At 73.6% G+C, this 16572-nt stretch carries 13 protein-coding genes, 1 pseudogene and 1 riboswitch; of the genes and pseudogenes, 8 read left to right on the forward strand and 6 right to left on the reverse strand.

Annotation, left to right across the window (positions count from 1 at the left end; genetic code table 11):
* The first annotated feature begins 58 nt into the window (after nt 1–58).
* The gene (locus ABT238_RS15245; protein ID WP_350757819.1) at nt 59–319 is read left to right on the forward strand and encodes a hypothetical protein; all 261 of its coding nucleotides are present in this window, start codon (nt 59–61) and stop codon (nt 317–319) included.
* A 200-nt stretch (nt 320–519) separates the two neighbouring features.
* The gene (locus ABT238_RS15250; protein ID WP_350757823.1) at nt 520–1548 is read left to right on the forward strand and encodes a polyprenyl synthetase family protein; all 1029 of its coding nucleotides are present in this window, start codon (nt 520–522) and stop codon (nt 1546–1548) included.
* Between the two features lie 213 nt (nt 1549–1761).
* Here the strand turns inward: ABT238_RS15250 and ABT238_RS15255 are convergent, their stop codons facing one another.
* The 6 genes from ABT238_RS15255 to ABT238_RS15280 form a co-directional block, all read right to left on the reverse strand.
* Nucleotides 1762–2502, reverse strand: coding sequence for a (2Fe-2S) ferredoxin domain-containing protein (locus tag ABT238_RS15255; protein WP_350568419.1), 741 nt, complete (start codon nt 2500–2502; stop codon nt 1762–1764).
* Nucleotides 2499–3272, reverse strand: a complete 774-nt coding sequence (locus ABT238_RS15260; RefSeq protein WP_350757827.1) for an ABC transporter ATP-binding protein — start codon at nt 3270–3272, stop codon at nt 2499–2501. Before ABT238_RS15260 ends, ABT238_RS15255 begins: the two co-directional genes overlap by 4 nt.
* A gap of 38 nt (nt 3273–3310) precedes the next feature.
* Complete coding sequence (locus ABT238_RS15265; protein ID WP_350568415.1) at nt 3311–4390, reverse strand: FecCD family ABC transporter permease; 1080 nt, start codon at nt 4388–4390, stop codon at nt 3311–3313.
* The gene (locus tag ABT238_RS15270; RefSeq protein WP_350568414.1) at nt 4387–5400 is read right to left on the reverse strand and encodes an ABC transporter substrate-binding protein; all 1014 of its coding nucleotides are present in this window, start codon (nt 5398–5400) and stop codon (nt 4387–4389) included. Before ABT238_RS15270 ends, ABT238_RS15265 begins: the two co-directional genes overlap by 4 nt.
* Nucleotides 5401–5453: 53 nt before the next feature.
* Nucleotides 5454–5658, reverse strand: a riboswitch (cobalamin riboswitch).
* A 121-nt stretch (nt 5659–5779) separates the two neighbouring features.
* The gene (locus ABT238_RS15275) at nt 5780–7540 is read right to left on the reverse strand and encodes an ABC transporter ATP-binding protein (protein WP_350757832.1); all 1761 of its coding nucleotides are present in this window, start codon (nt 7538–7540) and stop codon (nt 5780–5782) included.
* The gene (locus ABT238_RS15280) at nt 7537–9162 is read right to left on the reverse strand and encodes an ABC transporter transmembrane domain-containing protein (protein ID WP_350758242.1); all 1626 of its coding nucleotides are present in this window, start codon (nt 9160–9162) and stop codon (nt 7537–7539) included. The genes ABT238_RS15275 and ABT238_RS15280 overlap by 4 nt, the downstream gene beginning before the upstream one ends.
* Nucleotides 9163–9583: 421 nt before the next feature.
* Between ABT238_RS15280 and ABT238_RS15285 the strand changes: the two are divergent.
* The 6 genes and pseudogenes from ABT238_RS15285 to ABT238_RS15310 all read left to right on the forward strand — a co-directional run.
* Nucleotides 9584–9757, forward strand: a pseudogene (locus tag ABT238_RS15285) (aldehyde dehydrogenase family protein); the annotation flags it as partial.
* A 426-nt stretch (nt 9758–10183) separates the two neighbouring features.
* Complete coding sequence (locus tag ABT238_RS15290; RefSeq protein WP_350568410.1) at nt 10184–10540, forward strand: beta/gamma crystallin domain-containing protein; 357 nt, start codon at nt 10184–10186, stop codon at nt 10538–10540.
* 357 nt (nt 10541–10897) lie between these two features.
* Entirely contained in the window at nt 10898–12400 is a 1503-nt protein-coding gene (locus tag ABT238_RS15295) for an FAD-binding oxidoreductase (RefSeq protein WP_350757836.1), read from the forward strand.
* Nucleotides 12401–12643: 243 nt separating this feature from the next.
* A complete protein-coding gene (locus ABT238_RS15300) occupies nt 12644–14092 on the forward strand; it encodes an amidase (protein ID WP_350757839.1) in 1449 nt (482 codons plus the stop codon).
* Entirely contained in the window at nt 14093–14308 is a 216-nt protein-coding gene (locus tag ABT238_RS15305; RefSeq protein WP_350568403.1) for a hypothetical protein, read from the forward strand.
* 426 nt (nt 14309–14734) lie between these two features.
* Nucleotides 14735–16540: a condensation domain-containing protein gene (locus ABT238_RS15310; protein WP_350757845.1), complete on the forward strand. Its 1806-nt coding sequence runs from the start codon at nt 14735–14737 to the stop codon at nt 16538–16540.
* Nucleotides 16541–16572 lie beyond the last annotated feature (32 nt).

Consider the following 16572-nt stretch of genomic DNA (forward strand, 5'->3'; position numbering starts at 1 on the left):
CATCGCGTAGCTGGGCGAACCGGGCCCAGACGTCGCCCTGCTCGTCGCGGCGCCGGCGATGCTGCGCGAGCAGGCCGCCGGCCTCAACCGGGCGGCACTGATACGCACGTTCGTCCGCCTGCGGCCCGGTGACGGCCTCTCGACGCCGCTGGCCGCGACCCGGGCGTCACTGCGACGCCTGGCCCGACGCCACCAGGCGCTGGACGAGGAGATCACCGAACTCGACGCCGGGATCGGCCCACTGGTGAGGCGGGCCGCCCCGGCGCTGCTGGAACCGTCCGGCGCCGAATCCCGCGGCTCGCTCCGCGCGAACCGGTGAGAAGACCGCTCATGCGGGCTGGCCAGCCCGTCCGACCGACGACGAGCATCAACCTCGGATGTGTCCCCACCCGTGAGCAGTTCAACGAGAGAACCCGATAGCCGTCACGGTAGGCACCGTTGCGGTACTAGTGTCTCCGTACCTTGATTCTCGACTCTTCGAACGAATTCAAGAGCCCGGCCATTCACACGGAGGACACCTTGACGGCAAGCGCACCCACTTGGAGTTCGGACGCTGTGCTGCGGCGGCTGCGCGGCACGGGCGAGGGGCTGACCGGCTCGGCCGGTCCCGGCGCAGCCGCCGACCGCGCGATGGGGCGGGCCCTGACCGGCTTCCTGGACCGGATCGCCGGGCGTGGCTCGGGGCCGGCCGTGGACGGAATCGTCGCGCTGCCGTTCCTGGTGCACGGGACACACTCCGGAGACCCGGCGCCGGCCGAGCCCGCGGCGGTGGCGCACGTGCTGTGGTGGGTCACGGCACGCTACCTGGACGACCTGTCCGACGCCGGGCCCCGGCCGTCCGCCGCAGCCGACACGGACAGTACGGACCAGGATCTGCTCGCCGTGATCGGCATCGCCTGCCACCTGGCGACCGAGGCGCTCGACGAGGCGTGCCGCGACGACCCGGAGCGGGCGCTGCGGCTGCGCCAGGAGCTGTCGCGCACCTGGCACCGGGCGATAGCCGGGCAGCTCGCGGACCTCACGGCGACCGCGGCGACGGCGACGGCCGAGGAGGTCATGGCCGGCTACCTGGGGAAGACCGGTGCCCCGTACGCCATGGCCGCAGCGATGGGCGCGGTGCTGGCCGGGTGCGATGAGGCGCGCGTGGACGCGTGGCGTGACCTCGGCGCGCGTTTCGGCGTGCTGCGGCAATTGGTCAACGACCAGCGGGACATCTCCTCGGGACGATACGAGGACCTTCGCAACGGGACGGCCACCTTCATGGTGGTGCAGTATCTGCAGTCGCTGTCCGAGCCGGAGCGCGCGGTGGCGGAGAAGCTGCTGGCCGGGTGCGCGGACTCCGCGGCGGCCCGGGAGGAGTTCGCGGCGCAGCTGACCGAGCCGAGCCGGCTGCGGGCGTTCGCAGCGGTTGCCAGGCCGCTGGTCGACGGGCTGCACGCGAGTATCGACGAGGCCGGCGGGGTGGGCGAGTACGTCGCGGGGCTGCACGGGCTGGTCGATCAGACGGTGAACCTGTACCCGGAGTTCCTGCTGGGCGTCCGGGACTGAGAGCCGGGACCGGGGCGGTCCTCAAACTCGTTCCGGACGGTGGAGACGTTCACGGGTCTGCGGAGGCGGCAGTTCGAGGGCCTGGTGCGGGTGGTGCGGGGCCGTGGCCGACCATGCCGTCGGGGATGCCGACGAGGCTGCTTCACCGCGCCGTGGGTGGATCGCCGCGGGCCGGGAACGGAGTTCACTCCGCTCCCGCGCCGGTGATCGTGATCAGCCGTGGTGGTCCGCCCGCTCCTTCCGGTGGCGGGGGAGCCGGGTGGACTCCACCGGCCGTCCGCCGGCGAGGTGCTCGGTGACGATGCGGTGCGCGGCGGCCGGGTCGACCTTCCCGTACCAGACGTCGTCGGGCTGCACACTGACGACGGGGGCCTGGTTGCAGGGGAACTGGCACCCCGTCTGGGTCACGAGCACGTCGTCGTCGCCGAGGCCCTGCTCGGTCAGCCCCTGTACCAGGGCGCGCAGTCCCTCCTCCGCGCCCATGGCCGCGCAACGCGGGCCGCGGCACACCAGGACCTGGTGCCGGTGGCCGGGGACGTCCTCCCAGGCCGTGGACGTGAGGCCGGGTTCCCCGCCGGTGACGGCCTTCGTCACCCCGGCCACCGTGGCGACCGCGTCCGGCGAGTCGGCGAGGCGGGTCGCGACGAGGAGTTCGGGGCGGTGGCCCGCGCGCTCGCGCCACCAGTGCGCGGCGATCCGCCGCAGCCAGGAATGGGCCGGGCCGGAGGCCGCGAGTCGGACGCCGATCACGACCACGGTCCCGGTGCCCGCGTCGGCCAGCCTGGTCAGCTCGGCCGACAGCGAGGGGTCCGCCTGCTGCAGGAACGCGATCGAGGCCCGGTGCGAGGCCGCCGCCCGGAGGAGTTCGTCACGGCGGACGGCTTCCGCGACCGACATGCCGACCAGGAGCACGGCACTGCGGCGGGCGAGGGCTTCCGGGACCGGGGAGGTCATGGCGTTGTCCTTTCGTGGAGCAGTCCGTTCCACCGGATGTGCGGTCGGTCGTGCTGGGGGTGCCGTTCCACGGTGGCGTCGACGCCGTAGACGTGCGCGATCATGGGCGAGGTGAGCACGTCGGAGCCGGGCCCGTGGGCGACCAGTCGGCCGTCGAGCAGGACGGCGACCTCGTCGCAGTAGGCAGCGGCGAGTTCGAGGTCGTGCAGCGCCGCCACCGTGGTGATGCCCAGCCCGCGCACGGTGCCGAGGAAGCCGAGTTGGTGGCGCAGGTCGAGGTGGTTGGTGGGCTCGTCGAGCAGCAGCACTCCCGGCTCCTGCACCAGCGCCCGCGCGAGCTGGACCCGTTGGCGCTCGCCGCCCGACAGCGTCGGCCAGGACCGGTCGAGCAGGTGGCCGACATCGGCCGCCGCGACGGCACCGGCGAACACCGCCCGCTCGTGGGCGTCGTCGGCGGCGTCCGCCGGGACGGGCCAGCGGCCGCGGTGCGGGGTGCGTCCGAGGTCGATGACCTGACGGGCCGACAGCGACAGCCGGGTGTCCGCCTGCTGCTCCATGAAGGCCACCTGGCGTGCTCGTCGGCGGGCCGTGAGCGCGTGGAGATCCTCACCGTCCAGGAGTACCCGTCCCGCGCTCGGCCGGGTCAGCCCGGCGACCGCGCGCAGCAGGGTGGTCTTCCCGGCGCCGTTGGGTCCGAGCAGGCCGGTGACCCGGCCGGGGGCGAACGCGAGCGAGACTTCGTCCAGCAGCGTGGCTCTGCCGATGCGCACACGAAGGCCCTCCGCACGCAGCCCGGCGGGCGTCGCCGTCACTGCCCGCTCCCGTCGGCCCGCCCCTGGCGCCACAGCAGCCAGGCGAAGAAGGGCGCTCCGAGCCCGGCCGTGATGACGCCGACGGGGATCTCCCGGTCGGGGAGGAGCGAGCGCGCCACGATGTCGCCGCCCACCAGGAGGGACGCGCCCACCAGCGCCGACACGGGCAGCAGGAGGGCGTGGCGCGGGCCGCAGACGAGCCGGACCACGTGCGGTACGACCAGGCCGAGGAACCCGATGACGCCGGTGTTGGCGACCAGGCACGCGGTCACCAGCGCCGCGGTGGCGACGAGGACCCAGCGGGTGCGCTCGACGTGGACGCCGAGGGAGCGGGCGGCGGTCTCGCCGAAGGCGAAGGCGTCCAGGTCGCGGGCCGATGAGGCCAGGACCGTGACACCGGCCAGCGCGACCGCCGTCAGGAAGACGGCGGTGGGCCACCGCACGCCGGCGACCGAGCCCAGCGTCCACTCCATGACACCGCGCGCCGCGTCGCGGTCCCCGAGGACCAGCACGACGAACGAGGTGTAGGCCCCGCACATCTGTCCCACGGCGATGCCCGCGAGCACGGTCCGGGTGGTCGGCAGCGACCGGGTGCGCGCGCCGGCCAGGGCCAGGACGACGACGGCGGCGATCAGGGCACCGGCGAAGGCCGCCGTCGCCACCGCGCCCGTGCCCAGGGCGCCGGACACGCCGACGCCGAGCACGATCACGGTGACCGCGCCGGCCGCGGCTCCGTCCGAGATCCCGAGCAGGAAGGGATCGGCCAGGTCGTTCCCGGTCAGCGTCTGCAGCACCGCACCGCAGACCGCGAGGCCGGCGCCGGTGGCGGCCGCTCCCAGGACCCGCGGCAGCCGGAGCTGCCAGACGATCTGGTCGTCGAGCAGCGTCACGTGCGGGTCGCCCAGCCCGAGACGGCGCGCCACGACATCGATCACCGTCCGGACCGGCTCGTGGTGCGAGCCCACGGCCAGACCGAGGAGCACCGTGGTCAGCAGCAGGGCCGCACCGACGGCCAGGGCCGCCGCCGCGCGGCCCGGACCAGCGGGCCGCACGGCGGGGCGGGTTGCGGTGGTCATGAACCCGGGCGCAGCTTGCCCAGCCCCTCGGACACCCGGGCGGCGCCGTCGGCGAGCCGCACGCCGGGCGTCGACTCCGAGAACGGCACCACCACGAAAGCCTTGCGCTGCACGGCGGTGAGCCTGCTCAGCACCGGGTCGTTCTCCAGGTAGTCGATCTTGGACTGGGCCGTGTCCCAGTCGGCGTCCGCGAGCACGACGGCGTCCGGGTCCGCGGCGACGACCTTCTCCCAGCTCACGTTCTGCCAGGAACCGGGCAGGTCCGCGAAGACGTTGCGGGCGCCGACGGCGTCGAGCACCAGCTGGGGCCCGCCGTGGCCGGCGCCGATGTACGGCGCCTTGGTGTCCGAGTCGAACCACAGGACCTTCAGGCCTTTGCCGGCGGCTGTCGCCGTGAACCGGGCCAGCTGCTGCTCCTGCTGCCGCTGGATCGCGGTGGCCCGCTCCGTGACACCGAAGACCTCGGCGACGTCGTTCAGTTCGCCCCACATCGCCTGCCAGGTCGTCGGCGGCACCTGGCTCCTGTCCGAGCAGCCGAACGGGGACAGGTACGACGGGATCCCCTGGCCGCGCAGTTCCTCCCGGCTTCCCGCGACCTTGTCGGTGAACGCGCTGGAGTAGGAGGCGTACAGGAAGCCGGGACGGGCCGCGAGGAGCTTCTCCTTCGTCGGGTACTCCTTGGAGAGCACCGGAACGGAGTCGTAGGCCGCCTTCCACTTCTCCGGGACGGAATCGTCGAGATAGGCGGTACCGGCCATGCGGGACTGCAGGCCGAGGGCCAGGGCGACCTCGGTGGCACCCTGGTTGAGCGTCACCAGCCGGTCGGGCGGCGCGCCGACGGTCACGGTGGTCCCGCAGTTGTCCACACGGACGGGCTCGGCACTTCCGGTCGTCGCGCTGGACGCGACGGGCGCGGGGGCGCCCGCGCAGGCGCCGAGTACGCCGGCGAACAGGACGGCCGCGACCGCCCGGCCGGCACGGACCGGACCTGCGGGGCGTGCGGAACGCATGGATCGGAACGGACGCGGAAGACCGCTGGGCACGTGTTCTCCAAAACCCTCGTGGAACATGTCGCGCCGTGGCCGGTCTCCTGGCTCCCGCATCGACACACCGAGGCCGACCTTCCCGGGCGGCTCATCCAGCCCGCCCAGTGGCCCTGACCGCTGGGGAAGCCGGTCAGCGAGGGCCGCGGCACTCCGCGGCAACAGTGGCGAGGGCCGCACCGGACTCAGACCGGTTTCCCGAACACCACGGCGATTGCAAGGTATCAGGCACGGTCGGGTCGGTGCCGCCCGGCACCTGGGACGGTCGTTTGGACAGTTCGGGCTCGGATAGCCCGGGCACGCGACTGATGCGCGAACTCCCGGGGACGTACGCCGTGCCGAAGACTCACCTTTCGCCGTTCCACGACCGCCACAGATCCGAGTACGGTCCGCCCGCGCCGACCAGCTCGTCGTGGGTGCCCAGTTCGACGATGCGGCCGGACTCCATGACGGCGATGCGATCGGCGTCGTGTGCGGTCTGCAGCCGGTGGGCGATGGCGATGACGGTGCGGCCCGACCGGACGGCGGCCACTGCCCGCTCCGCCTGCCGGGCCGTCGTCGGGTCGAGCAGTGACGTGGCCTCGTCCAGGATCAGGGTGTGCGGGTCCGCCAGATGCACCCTGGCCAGGGTGAGCTGCTGCGCCTGGGCGGCCTCCAGTTCGACTCCGCCCGAGCCCAGCGGGGTGTCCAGGCCCTCCGGCAGTTCGGCCACCCAGTCCGCTTCCACGGACCGCAGGGCCGCGAGGACGGCCTCGTCGTCGGCTTCGGGGGCGGCCATGGTCATGTTGTCGCGGAGGGTGCCCATGAACACGTGGTGCTGTTGCGTGATGAGGACGATGCGGTTGCCCAGTTCGCCCGCCGCGGCCTGGTCGGCGACGGGCACGCCGCCGACCAGGACGTGGCCGGCGTCAGGGACGTCCGCACCGGACAGCAGCTTGCCGAGGGTGGACTTGCCGGCTCCCGACCGGCCGACCACCGCCAGCCGTTCACCGGGACGGACCAGCAGGTCCACGTCCTTGAGGATCTCGTGCCCGGGGACGTAGGAATACCCCACGCCCTTGACCTCGATGAGGTCGTCCACAGGGGCCGACACGGGAGCGTCAGCTGTGTGCGACACCAGCCCGACACCCTTGATGCGGGCGAACGAGGCGCCGCTGCGCTGCAGTTGTTCGACCCAGACGAGCATCTGGTTGAGCGGGTCGACCAGCTGCCACATGTACAGGCTGCCCGCCACCACGACTCCCAGGGAGATCGTGCCGTTGAGGTAGCCGAACCCGCCCACGAGCAGGATGAGCGCCATGGGCAGCGTGTGCGCGAACTCGGTGACCGGGAACAGCACCGTCCGCAGGGAGAGGGTGCGCATGCCGGCGCGGTAGGTGGTGTCGATGGCCTCGTCGAGGGTGCTGTTCCGCAGTTCGCCCAGCCCGTAGGCCTCGACGGTACGGGCGCCGTGGGCGGTGGAGTTGAGGATCTCGGAGACATCGCCGGCGGCCGCTCCCTCGGCGAGGTAGGCGTCGCGGGAGCGCGCGAGGTACCAGCGGCTCACCCCCCACACGAGCGGCAGTCCCACGACCGAGCAGAGACCGAGCAGCGGGTCGAGGAGGAAGACCGCGGCGAAGATGAACACGACCTGGATGCCGGAGATGAACATGTCCGGAGCCGCATTGCGCAGCGTGGCCGCGACGGTCGAGACGTCCAGGGTGGTACGGGTGACCAGATCACCGGTGCTCACCTCGTCCGCGACACGCCCCGGCAGCGAGAGGGTGTGGTCGACGACCTCCTCGCGGAGCCTGGCGAGCGCGCGCTCGCCGAAGCGATGGGAGAGACCTCGCGCGTAGCGCGACAACACCAATCGGGCCGCCGAGAAGCCCAGAACCGCCGCGGCCAGTCCGTCGACCGCGGAGACGGACAGGTCACCGGACTCGGCCCTGGTCACGATGCGGCCGAGGAGCCAGGGACCGGCCGCGCCGGCGAGCGCGGCGAGGCACGTCAGCAGCAGCATCGCGCAGACGGCGCCCGCGTCGTCCCTCATCAGCTGCCAGCCGGCCCGGCGAACCGTCCTGGCATCGGCGATCGGCAGGCGGGGCGTCCTGTCGGACCTGCTCATCGGGACTGTCCTTCCAGGGGCTGTGCCACGGCGGCTTCGCCGGGGATCCCGGCGCTGCCGCGGAACACCAGTGCCGCGTATCCCGGCTGGTCGGCGAGGAGCTCTCCGTGCGTACCGGTCGCCTGCACCTTTCCGTTCACGAGGTAGGCGACTTCGTCGGCCTGGCCGAGCACGAGCGGCGAAGTGCTGACGACGAGGGTGGTCCGCCCGTGCCGGTGCGCTGCCACCCGGGCGGCGACGGTTGCCTCCGTGTGCGCGTCCAGGGCCGACGTCGGTTCCACGAGCAGGAGCACGGCCGGATCCGCGAGCAGGGCCCGCGTCAGCTGCAGCCGCTGGCGCTGTCCTCCCGAGACGTTGCGGGCCTGGTTCTCCAGGCGGGTGTCGAGCCCGTCGGGGAGCGCGTCGATGATGTCCTCCGCCGCGGCGGCGTGCAGCGCCCGCCGGATGTCCTCGTCACAGCGGCCGGTGCTGCCGGTGCTGCCGGAGACGACGGAACGCAGGGGGCCCGGGAACATGTAGGCCTCGTTGTCCGTGAGCAGGATGTGCCGCCTGAGCGCCGTGCGGTCCCAGTCGGACAGCTTGAGGTCCCCCCAGGAGGCCTCGGAGTCCGTGTAGCCGGCCAGCCGGTCCACCACGGCGCGCGGCTCGTCGGGACGGGCACCGACCAGAGCCGTCACCTTCCCCGGGGCCACCACCAGGCCCGATACGGGGTCGCGCAGCAGGCCGGGAGCGGCTGGGGGGTCGAGCCGGGTCCGGTGCTCCTCGGGGGCCGGCGCGAGCGCCAGGATGTCGACCACCCTCCGTGCGGAGACGAGCCCGCGCGGCAGGTCGTCCGCCCCTTCGATCAAGGACGAGACGGGTACCAGCAGCGCGGCAACATAGCCGTAGACCGCCACCAGCTCACCTACGGTGATGGCCCCGCTGGCCGCCATCCGCGCGCTGATCCACGTCACCACGGCGAGGAAGACCATGGGCAGGCACGCGGTGAGTGCCTGGACCCAGCTGGTGATGGCAGCGACGCGGTATCCGAGGGGGACCAGAGCCCGGGAGCGTTCCCGGTACCGCCCGGCGAACAGGGGCTTGCCGCCGATCCCGTTGAGGACGCTCAGGCCGGCCACCATGTCGCCGGCGAGAGAGGTCAGAGCACCCTGGTCCTCCCGGTAGCGGCTTTCGGCGCCGTGCAGCTTTCCCAGCAAGGGGCCGACGGTCAGGGCCAGGGCCGGGACGCCGAGAAGGACCACCACGGCGATGACGGCCGAGATCCGGACCAGCAGGACGGCGGTTGCGGCATACGCGATGACCGCGCCCACGCCGGGTCCGGTGATGGTCAGAGTCTGGGCGATCCTGCCGATGTCGCCGACCTGGAGGTGTGTGAGCTCACCCGCGGACACCTGGCGGGGCAGCGCCGACCCCAGCCGGGTGACGTGGCGCGTGACGACCTGGACCGTCCGGTAGGCCGCGTCCACACGGATGCGCGTCATGGTGCGGTGCCGCAGGATGCCGAGGATCGCCGTCCCGGCCCCGGTGACGACCACGGCGCCGATCCAGAGGAGCAGCATCCCGGTGTCCCGCGCCTTGAGCCCCTCGTCGATCGTCTTCGACAACAGGTACGGCGGAAGCATGAGCGCACACATCCACGTACTGCCCCAGAGGGCACCGAGCAGTACCCGCCTGTACTGACTCGTCGTCAGCCACCACAGGAACCGCAGCGGGCTCCGGTGATCCGGCAGGCCCGGGGACTCGTAAGGAACCCGGCGCGCGCCTTCGGGCAGGTCTGATCCAGGTATCAACTCGGCCGTCCTTGCGTGGGATCGAGGGTCGTCGGCGAATGATCCGGCTGTGGCACCGCATGCGCCGTACTCAAGAAAATGCCATACGGCCGAACGGCCGGACGGCGTGAGGTCGCCATGCGCCAACGAAGGTGACGGGCCTTTGCCCCGATAGACGGACATCCCGGACACCGGATCTCGTGGGTCCGGAGGAAGAGGTGGCACCCGTGGTGCACAGGCACTGCTCGGAGGAGTTCCGGGCGGACGCGGTACGGCGGGCAACGCCGTCGTCCCAAAGCCCGACACCCAGGCCGCGCTCACCGCGCCCACCGGGCTCCGGTCGCTCGACCTGATGTACGAGGCGGGGCTGCCGGCCGATGTGTGGCGGATCGCGGTCGGCCGGGGCGGGTCGATCGGCGGCGCGCCGATGGACAGCGCCGACTGCATGAGCCGAAGGCAGGGGCTCGGCCGCCACGAGATCACCGACCGCTGGCGGGAGTGGTGATCGGGGCGCGGCGGCTCGGGGTGGCCGGCCGGTAGCGCAGCACGGAGACCCTTCCGGGGGCGGCTCCGCGGGTGGCCGCGACATCGGTCGTGGTACCCGGAAGCGCGTGCCGCCACGATCGGGTGCGGTCGCAGCCCGCTGCTTCGTGGTCGGAGTGTCGCGGCCGGACGGGGGGCGTGGGTCAGTACGTTGAGGCCTCGGGTCCTGCGGCCGGGTCACCGACGTGCACAGCCGTGAGGAGCCCGACCGGTGCGTGGCCGGCCGTTCGGTTCACCGAGCCGGTGAAGGACCGTCCGAGCACCGTTCCTTCATGACGTGACGTCACCGACAGGGCCGGGCGGCGCCCCGGCCCTCGTACGAGGAGAATCCGTGATCTCGAAGACCAAGCGAGCCGTCTGTTCCATGGCCGTGGCGCTCGCCGCGGCCGCCACGTTCACCGTCGGCCTGCCGGGCGGCGAGGCCTTCGCCATCGACCACGTCGAGTGTGACGGGGGCCGCAACGACTTCCTGAAGATCTGGTCGCACCTCGACGGCCGCGACAGCGTCGACTGCTACGCGAACGGGGGGAGGACCGACTTCGGCGGGTGGTGGGTCGACCGGATCTCCACCGGCAACAACGACCTGACCTACTTCGACGTGAACGGTGACTCGGTGAGGATCCCGCGCTGGACCGACATCACCTTCCCGAACAACCCGCCGAGGGTCGCCGCCATCCGGATCGGGTGACACGGCGGCACCCGGTCGGCTCCCCGCGCCGGGACGGGAGTCGCGGCTCCCGCGCCCGCGCGGGAGGTGCCGACGAACGGTGCACCGCACGCGGGGCCTCCGCGGCTGCGGACGCGTGTGCGGTGCACCGAACGGCGGAGCTCGATCAGATCCCGCGCGACCACGCAGAGCGCCGCCGACGCCCGCCGCGCCCCGCCCGCCCCCGGCTCGCCGCTCCGCCGGAAGGCGCAGCCCCGCAGGCCCGCGGGCCGCGACCGCGTGACGATCGGTGGGACAGCACGACCTGTACGCCGACCGCCGCCTGCCGTGCGTCGTACGCACACGGCAGGCGGTCGCCGGGAGAAGGGCGCAGCACCCATGACCATCGACCGCCGACGCTTCCTCACCACCCTCGGCGCCGCCACGGCGACGGCCGTCGTCGGCACCCCCGCCCGCGCGCTCACCGCCTTCCCGGCACGCCCCCGCAGCTGGGCGGCGGTGGCGCCCCCCGACTGGCAGGCGCTGCGCGATCGCCTGGGCAGCCGGCTGGTGCTCCCGGCCGATCCCGGCTACGGGACCGCCCGCCTCGGGTACAACGAGCTGAACGACGGCCAGTTCCCCGCCGCCGTGGCCCAGTGCGTATCGGCCGACGACGTGCGGGCCTGCCTGGACGTGGCGCGCGGGCACGGGCTCCCGATCGCGGCCCGCGGCGGCGGCCACGGCTACCTGGGCTACAGCGTCCCCGACCGGGGCCTGGTGATCGACCTGCGAGGGATGGCCGACGTCGTGGTGCACCCCGACGGCACCGCGGAGGTCGGCGCCGGCGCCCGCCTGATCGAGGTGTACGCGGCGCTCGCCCAGGCCGGGCGGCTGCTCCCGGCCGGAAGCTGCCCCACCGTCGGGGTCGCCGGGCTGACCCTCGGCGGCGGCATCGGCGTGCTGGCCCGCAAGTACGGGCTCACCTGCGACCGGCTGGGCGCCGCCGAGGTGGTGACCGCCGACTCGTCGCTGCTCACCGCCTCGCCCGTCGAGGAGCCCGACCTGTACTGGGCGCTGCGCGGCGGAGGCGGGGGCAACTTCGGCGTGGTCACGCGGTTCAGCTTCGACACCGCCCCCGCGCCCGACCTGACCGTCTTCGTGCTCCGCTTCGCGGCCGGCTCGGTGACCGAGGTGCTCGGGGCCTGGCAGGAGTGGGTGGACGGGGCGCCGGACGAGCTGTGGGCCAGCTGCCAGATATCGGCCGGCACCCCGCCCCGCTGCCGGGTCGTCGGCTGCTACGTGGGCGGTCCGGGCGGCGCCGACCCCCTGCTCGACGAGCTGGTGGAGGCCGCCGGTACCGCTCCGACCTCGCGCACCGTCTCCCCGAGGGACTATCTCGGCGCCATGAAGTTCATGGCCGGCTGCTCGAACGACACCATCGCCCAGTGCCACCCCGTCTCGGAGGGCGGCAGGCTCCCTCGGGCCGGCTTCGTCGCGGTCTCCCGGATGCTGGGCCCGGTGCCGCTGGACCCGGCGGGGGTCACGGAACTGATGACCGGTCACACCGGGGTCGACCTGCTGCTCGACTCGCTGGGCGGCGCGATCGGCGAGCTCGCCCCCAGCGCCACCGCCTTCCCGCACCGCGAGTCGCTCGCCAGTGCCCAGGTCTACGCCGGCGCCACCCCGGCGACCGAGGACCAGGCCCGCGCCACCGTGGAAGCGATCCGGGACGGGCTGGCCGACCTCGGCGCGCTCGGCGCCTACGTCAACTACATCGACGCCACGCTGCCCCGCTGGGGCCGCGCCTACTACGGCCGGAACCTGCCCCGGCTGAAGGCCGTGGCCCGCCGCTACGACCCTGACGGCGTCTTCGCCTTCCCCCGGTCCGTGGCGGCCGCCTGAGAAGGTGCCGGGCCATCGACCGACTGCGCGCCGGGAGGTGTCTGGCGGCGGTCCCGGGTGCGGTCGGCACCTCCTGACGGCTGCTCCGACGCACCCCTCACACCGGAGCGGATGTGAGGAATGCCACACGCCGACATGGTCCCCCACGTCCGCTAGGGTCGACTCAGATCCGCCCTGAGCAGGGATTTTGCGTCGGCCACAGCGATGTGACCGGCGCGGGTCTGGCCTTTCCTGGAGATTTGCATGACCGATCTGGCATTTCGCTCCGCAGGTCAGCTCGCCGCCGCAGTCGCGGCGAAGGAGGTATCGAGCGTCGAGCTTCTCGACCACTACCTCGACCGGGTCGAGCGGCTCGATCCGAAGGTGAACGCCGTCGTCGCCCGGGACGAGGAGGGTGCGAGGGCCGCGGCACTGGCGGCGGACCGCGCGGTCTCCCGCGGCGAGCCGCTCGGCCGCCTGCACGGCGTCCCGGTGACGATCAAGGACAGTCTTGAGGTTGCGGGCATGCGGACCACCGGGGGGTCGGCCCGCTGGGGACATCATGTCTCGACGAGCGACGCCGAGGCGGTCACGCGGCTCAAGAACGCGGGAGCGATCGTGTTCGGCAAGTCCAACATGCCGCCCGACGCCCGGGACTGGCAGACCTACAACGAGGTCTACGGGACCACGAACAACCCGTGGGACCCGACCCGCGGACCGGGCGGTTCGTCCGGCGGGTCCGCCGCGGCACTCGCCGCGGGGCTGACCGGCCTGGAGCTCGGCGGCGATTCGGCAGGCTCGATACGGGTGCCCGCCCACTTCTGCGGTGTCTACGGGCTGCGCACGTCGTTCGGGATCGTGCCGAGGTACGGGAGCGTCTCGGGACATGCTCCCGGGACGCTGGCGGATTTCGACATGGCGGTACTCGGCCCGCTCGGCAGGCACGCCGATGACCTCGACCTGGGCCTCGACGTCCTCGCGGGAGCGGACCACGACCGCGCTCCGGCGTGGCGGCTGGAGCTGCCCCCCGCCAGGTCGGGCACCCTGCGGGGGTTCCGGGTCGCGGCATGGCTCGACGACCCGTTCTGCCCCGTCGACGGCGAGCTGGTCGCGATCATGAAGACGACGCTGGAGGCGGTGCGGGCCGAGGGCGCCGTCGTGGTCGAGGGCGAGGGACCGGTCGGGCTCGAAGAGACGATGGCCCTGTACCGGCCGTTGCTGATGGCGCAGAGCGGGCTGGTCGAGCCGGACGAATCGTATGCCGGGCTCGTGGAGCGCGCCGCGGCGGAAGGGACGGCGGGCGGGCTCGCGTCGGACCTGACGATCCGCTTCCGTGACTGGCACGCGCTCGACGAACGCCGGCAGCACTCCCGCCGCCGCTGGGCCGAGTTCTTCCGCGACGTCGACGTGCTCATCTGCCCGGTGAGCCCGACGGCCGCCTTCCCGCACGACCACCGACCCGACCCCGGCTGGTCGGTCCGAACCCTGCGGGTCAACGGCGCCGACCGGCCGTACCACGAGATGCTCACGTGGATGGCGCCGTCGGCGGTCAACCACCTGCCCGCGGCGGTGGCGCCGGTCGGGGCGACCCGGGACGGGCTTCCTGTCGGCATCCAGGTGATCGCTCCCTACCTGCACGACCGCACCGCGGTCCAGTTCGTGCGGTGCCTGTCGAAGGTGATCGGCGGGTTCCGGCGTCCGCCGGGGTTCTGAGTGCCGCATCGCTCGTCACCGACCGGGTCGAGCCACCTGACGGTCGCCGCGCCGACCTGTCCGGGCCTGGTGCTCGTCCTCGGCTGGCAGGCGCTCCGCGCCCAGCCGGTGACCGCTCTCGCCGCGCCGACCGGCGCCGCGCTCCTCGCACTGGTCGCCGCGGCGGGCGCGGCCGCGGTCCTGGTCCTGCGGCACGCCCGCGCCGCGAGCGGCTGATCCGGCTCTCCGACCGTCCCGGCCACAGCCACACCGCCGTTCGGCGGGCGGATCGCCGCTGGGCACGCCGCAGCCGCTCATCAGGTCGGTGACGAGCCGGACGGCGTCGTCGCCGGCGTCTGTCCTGGACCTGTGGGGCGGAGGGGACGACGGCGCGCCGGGCGGCATCTGTCGCTCCGTCGGGCCACCGCCCCGGCCGCCTCGCCGGCGCCGGACCGGCAAGCGATCGGCAACTCCCGGGCGGCCGGAGGCTTCCGGCCGGCGGGTCCGCCGACGGGTTCCGGCAGCCCAGGACCCCGGCGTTCGCCGCGCACACCGGAACTATTGCCGATCCGCCTTCCTGGTCGCCCCGCCAGCCCCCGGCTTCACTGGCACCGCACGAGGCCCGGAACCACCGGGCCCGGAGTCGCCGGGGAGGCAAGCGGCATGGCACGGCGGAGGCTGTTGTCGAAGATCGGTTTCTCGGGACTCTCCGCGCGCAGCGGTCCACTGGCCTTCGGCCTCACCAACCTGCTGCGCGCGGTCATCGTGGACGACGACCCGTCCCACCTGAACCTCACCACGGTGCTGCCGGTCCCGGACGGCACCGGGCTCGCCGCGGTGGAGCGGGCGATCGGCGTGCTGCTGGAGAGGCACGAGTCGCTGCGTACGACCTACCGGATCGCGCCGGGCATCGGCCCGGACACCGTCCAGGTGGTGGCCGGCGAGGGAGCGATCGACCTGCTGTGCGTGGAGGCCGACGGCGACCCGGCCGAGGCCGCCGTCGAGCTGGCCGGGGAGCTGCGGCGCGGGGGCTTCGACCTGGCGGCCGACCTTCCGCTGCGTCTGGCGGTGGTGCTCCGCGACGGCGCACCGTCGGCACTGGTCTGCGTGGTCTGCCACACGGCGATGGACGCCACCAGCTGGGAGATCCTGGTCGAGGAGTGGTCCGCTCTGATGGACGGCCGCGAGCTGCCGGCCCCGGCCGCGCTGCAACCCGTCGACCTGGTGGAGCTGGAGGCGCGGCCGAGCGTGCGGCGGATCACCGAGTCCGCGCTCGGCTACTGGGACGCCCGGATGCGCGCCGTGCCGCAGGCGACGTTCGCCGTGCCCGGCCTGGCCGACCCGGCGCGCAAGGACTGGCACCACACGGGCCTGCGGATCGTCTCGGGCCGCGCCGCCGAGCACCTCGACCGGATCGCCGAGCGCACCGGCGTCTCCCGTTCGGTCGTCACGCTCGCCGCGTTCGGCGCGCTGGTCGCACGGCGGGTGGACGAGCCGCGTTGCGCGATCACCTCGCTCTCCGCGAACCGGGTGGTCAGAGAGCTGCGCGGCTACTTCGGCACCCTCGCCCAGGACGCCCTGCTGCTGCTCGACGTCGAGGCCGCCGCGACCTTCGACGAACTGGTCCGGGCCTGCCGGGCCGAGGCGATGCGGGCCTACCGGGCCAGCTGGTTCGACCCCATCCGGGCCTGGGAGGTGATCAACGGCGTGGGCGCGCAGCGCGGCGTCTCCTTCGCCCGCGACCTGGTCTTCAACGACATGAGCGCGCTCGGCCCCGGCCCGGCCGGCCCGGCCGGACGGCGCTTTCCGGCGGTGCGCACCCCGGCCGAGGACAAGCCGCTCGGCCGCTCCGACGAGGCCCTCGACCTGCGCCTGGAACCGCTGGCGGCGGAACTCGTGCCGAGCCGACTGGTGCTGATCGCCCATCGGCTGGAGGGGTGCCTGGACCTCGGACTCTGGGCCGACCCGCAGGTCCTGCCCGCCGGGGAGGCGGAGGAGTTCGGCCGTTCGCTGGTGGCGCTGCTGGCCGCGGCGGCCGAAGGTGACGTGCCGCTGGAGCGGCTGCCGGAGCTGACCGGCGTCACCCCGGTGCCGCGCGGCGACGGCTGGGTGCGCAGCGACGGCTGCCGGGTCGAGCTCGCGGCGGTGCGCCGACTGGCCGCCGAGGTGCTGGGCGACCGGCTGCACCTGGTCGTCGCGGAGCCGGACGACCGGCTCGGCCACCGGCTGGTCTGCCACCTCGCCGCCCCGGTGGGTGATCCGGCGGGTGATCCGGCGGACGCGGCGGCGGGCCTCGCCGCCGTGCACCGGCGGATGCTCGACCTCCTGCCGGGCCGGCCGACCGCGATGGCGCCGCAGTGGTACGTCGCGCACGCCGCGCCCGCGCCCTGCGGCCCGGGGGTCGGGGCGTACGCCGATGCCGTCGCCTGGCGGGCGCTGCCCGTGCTGGCCGAGGGGTCGGGCCGGTGAGCAGCGTGGAGGAGGTCCCGGCCACCGCCTCC

The organism is Kitasatospora sp. NPDC001527 (genome assembly GCF_040298605.1).
Taxonomy (GTDB): Bacteria; Actinomycetota; Actinomycetes; order Streptomycetales; family Streptomycetaceae; genus Kitasatospora.

Bases quoted from the DNA above. Each gene is read 5' to 3' on its own strand.
- ABT238_RS15300 (WP_350757839.1), top strand. From the start codon at position 12,644: ATGACCGATCTGGCATTTCGCTCCGCAGGTCAGCTCGCCGCCGCAGTC.
- ABT238_RS15245 (WP_350757819.1), top strand. From the start codon at position 59: ATGCTGCGCGAGCAGGCCGCCGGCCTCAACCGGGCGGCACTGATACGC.
- ABT238_RS15255 (WP_350568419.1), bottom strand. From the start codon at position 2,502: ATGACCTCCCCGGTCCCGGAAGCCCTCGCCCGCCGCAGTGCCGTGCTC.
- ABT238_RS15265 (WP_350568415.1), bottom strand. From the start codon at position 4,390: ATGACCACCGCAACCCGCCCCGCCGTGCGGCCCGCTGGTCCGGGCCGC.
- ABT238_RS15275 (WP_350757832.1), bottom strand. From the start codon at position 7,540: ATGAGCAGGTCCGACAGGACGCCCCGCCTGCCGATCGCCGATGCCAGG.
- ABT238_RS15310 (WP_350757845.1), top strand. From the start codon at position 14,735: ATGGCACGGCGGAGGCTGTTGTCGAAGATCGGTTTCTCGGGACTCTCC.
- ABT238_RS15295 (WP_350757836.1), top strand. From the start codon at position 10,898: ATGACCATCGACCGCCGACGCTTCCTCACCACCCTCGGCGCCGCCACG.
- ABT238_RS15280 (WP_350758242.1), bottom strand. From the start codon at position 9,162: ATGCTTCCGCCGTACCTGTTGTCGAAGACGATCGACGAGGGGCTCAAG.
- ABT238_RS15270 (WP_350568414.1), bottom strand. From the start codon at position 5,400: ATGCGTTCCGCACGCCCCGCAGGTCCGGTCCGTGCCGGCCGGGCGGTC.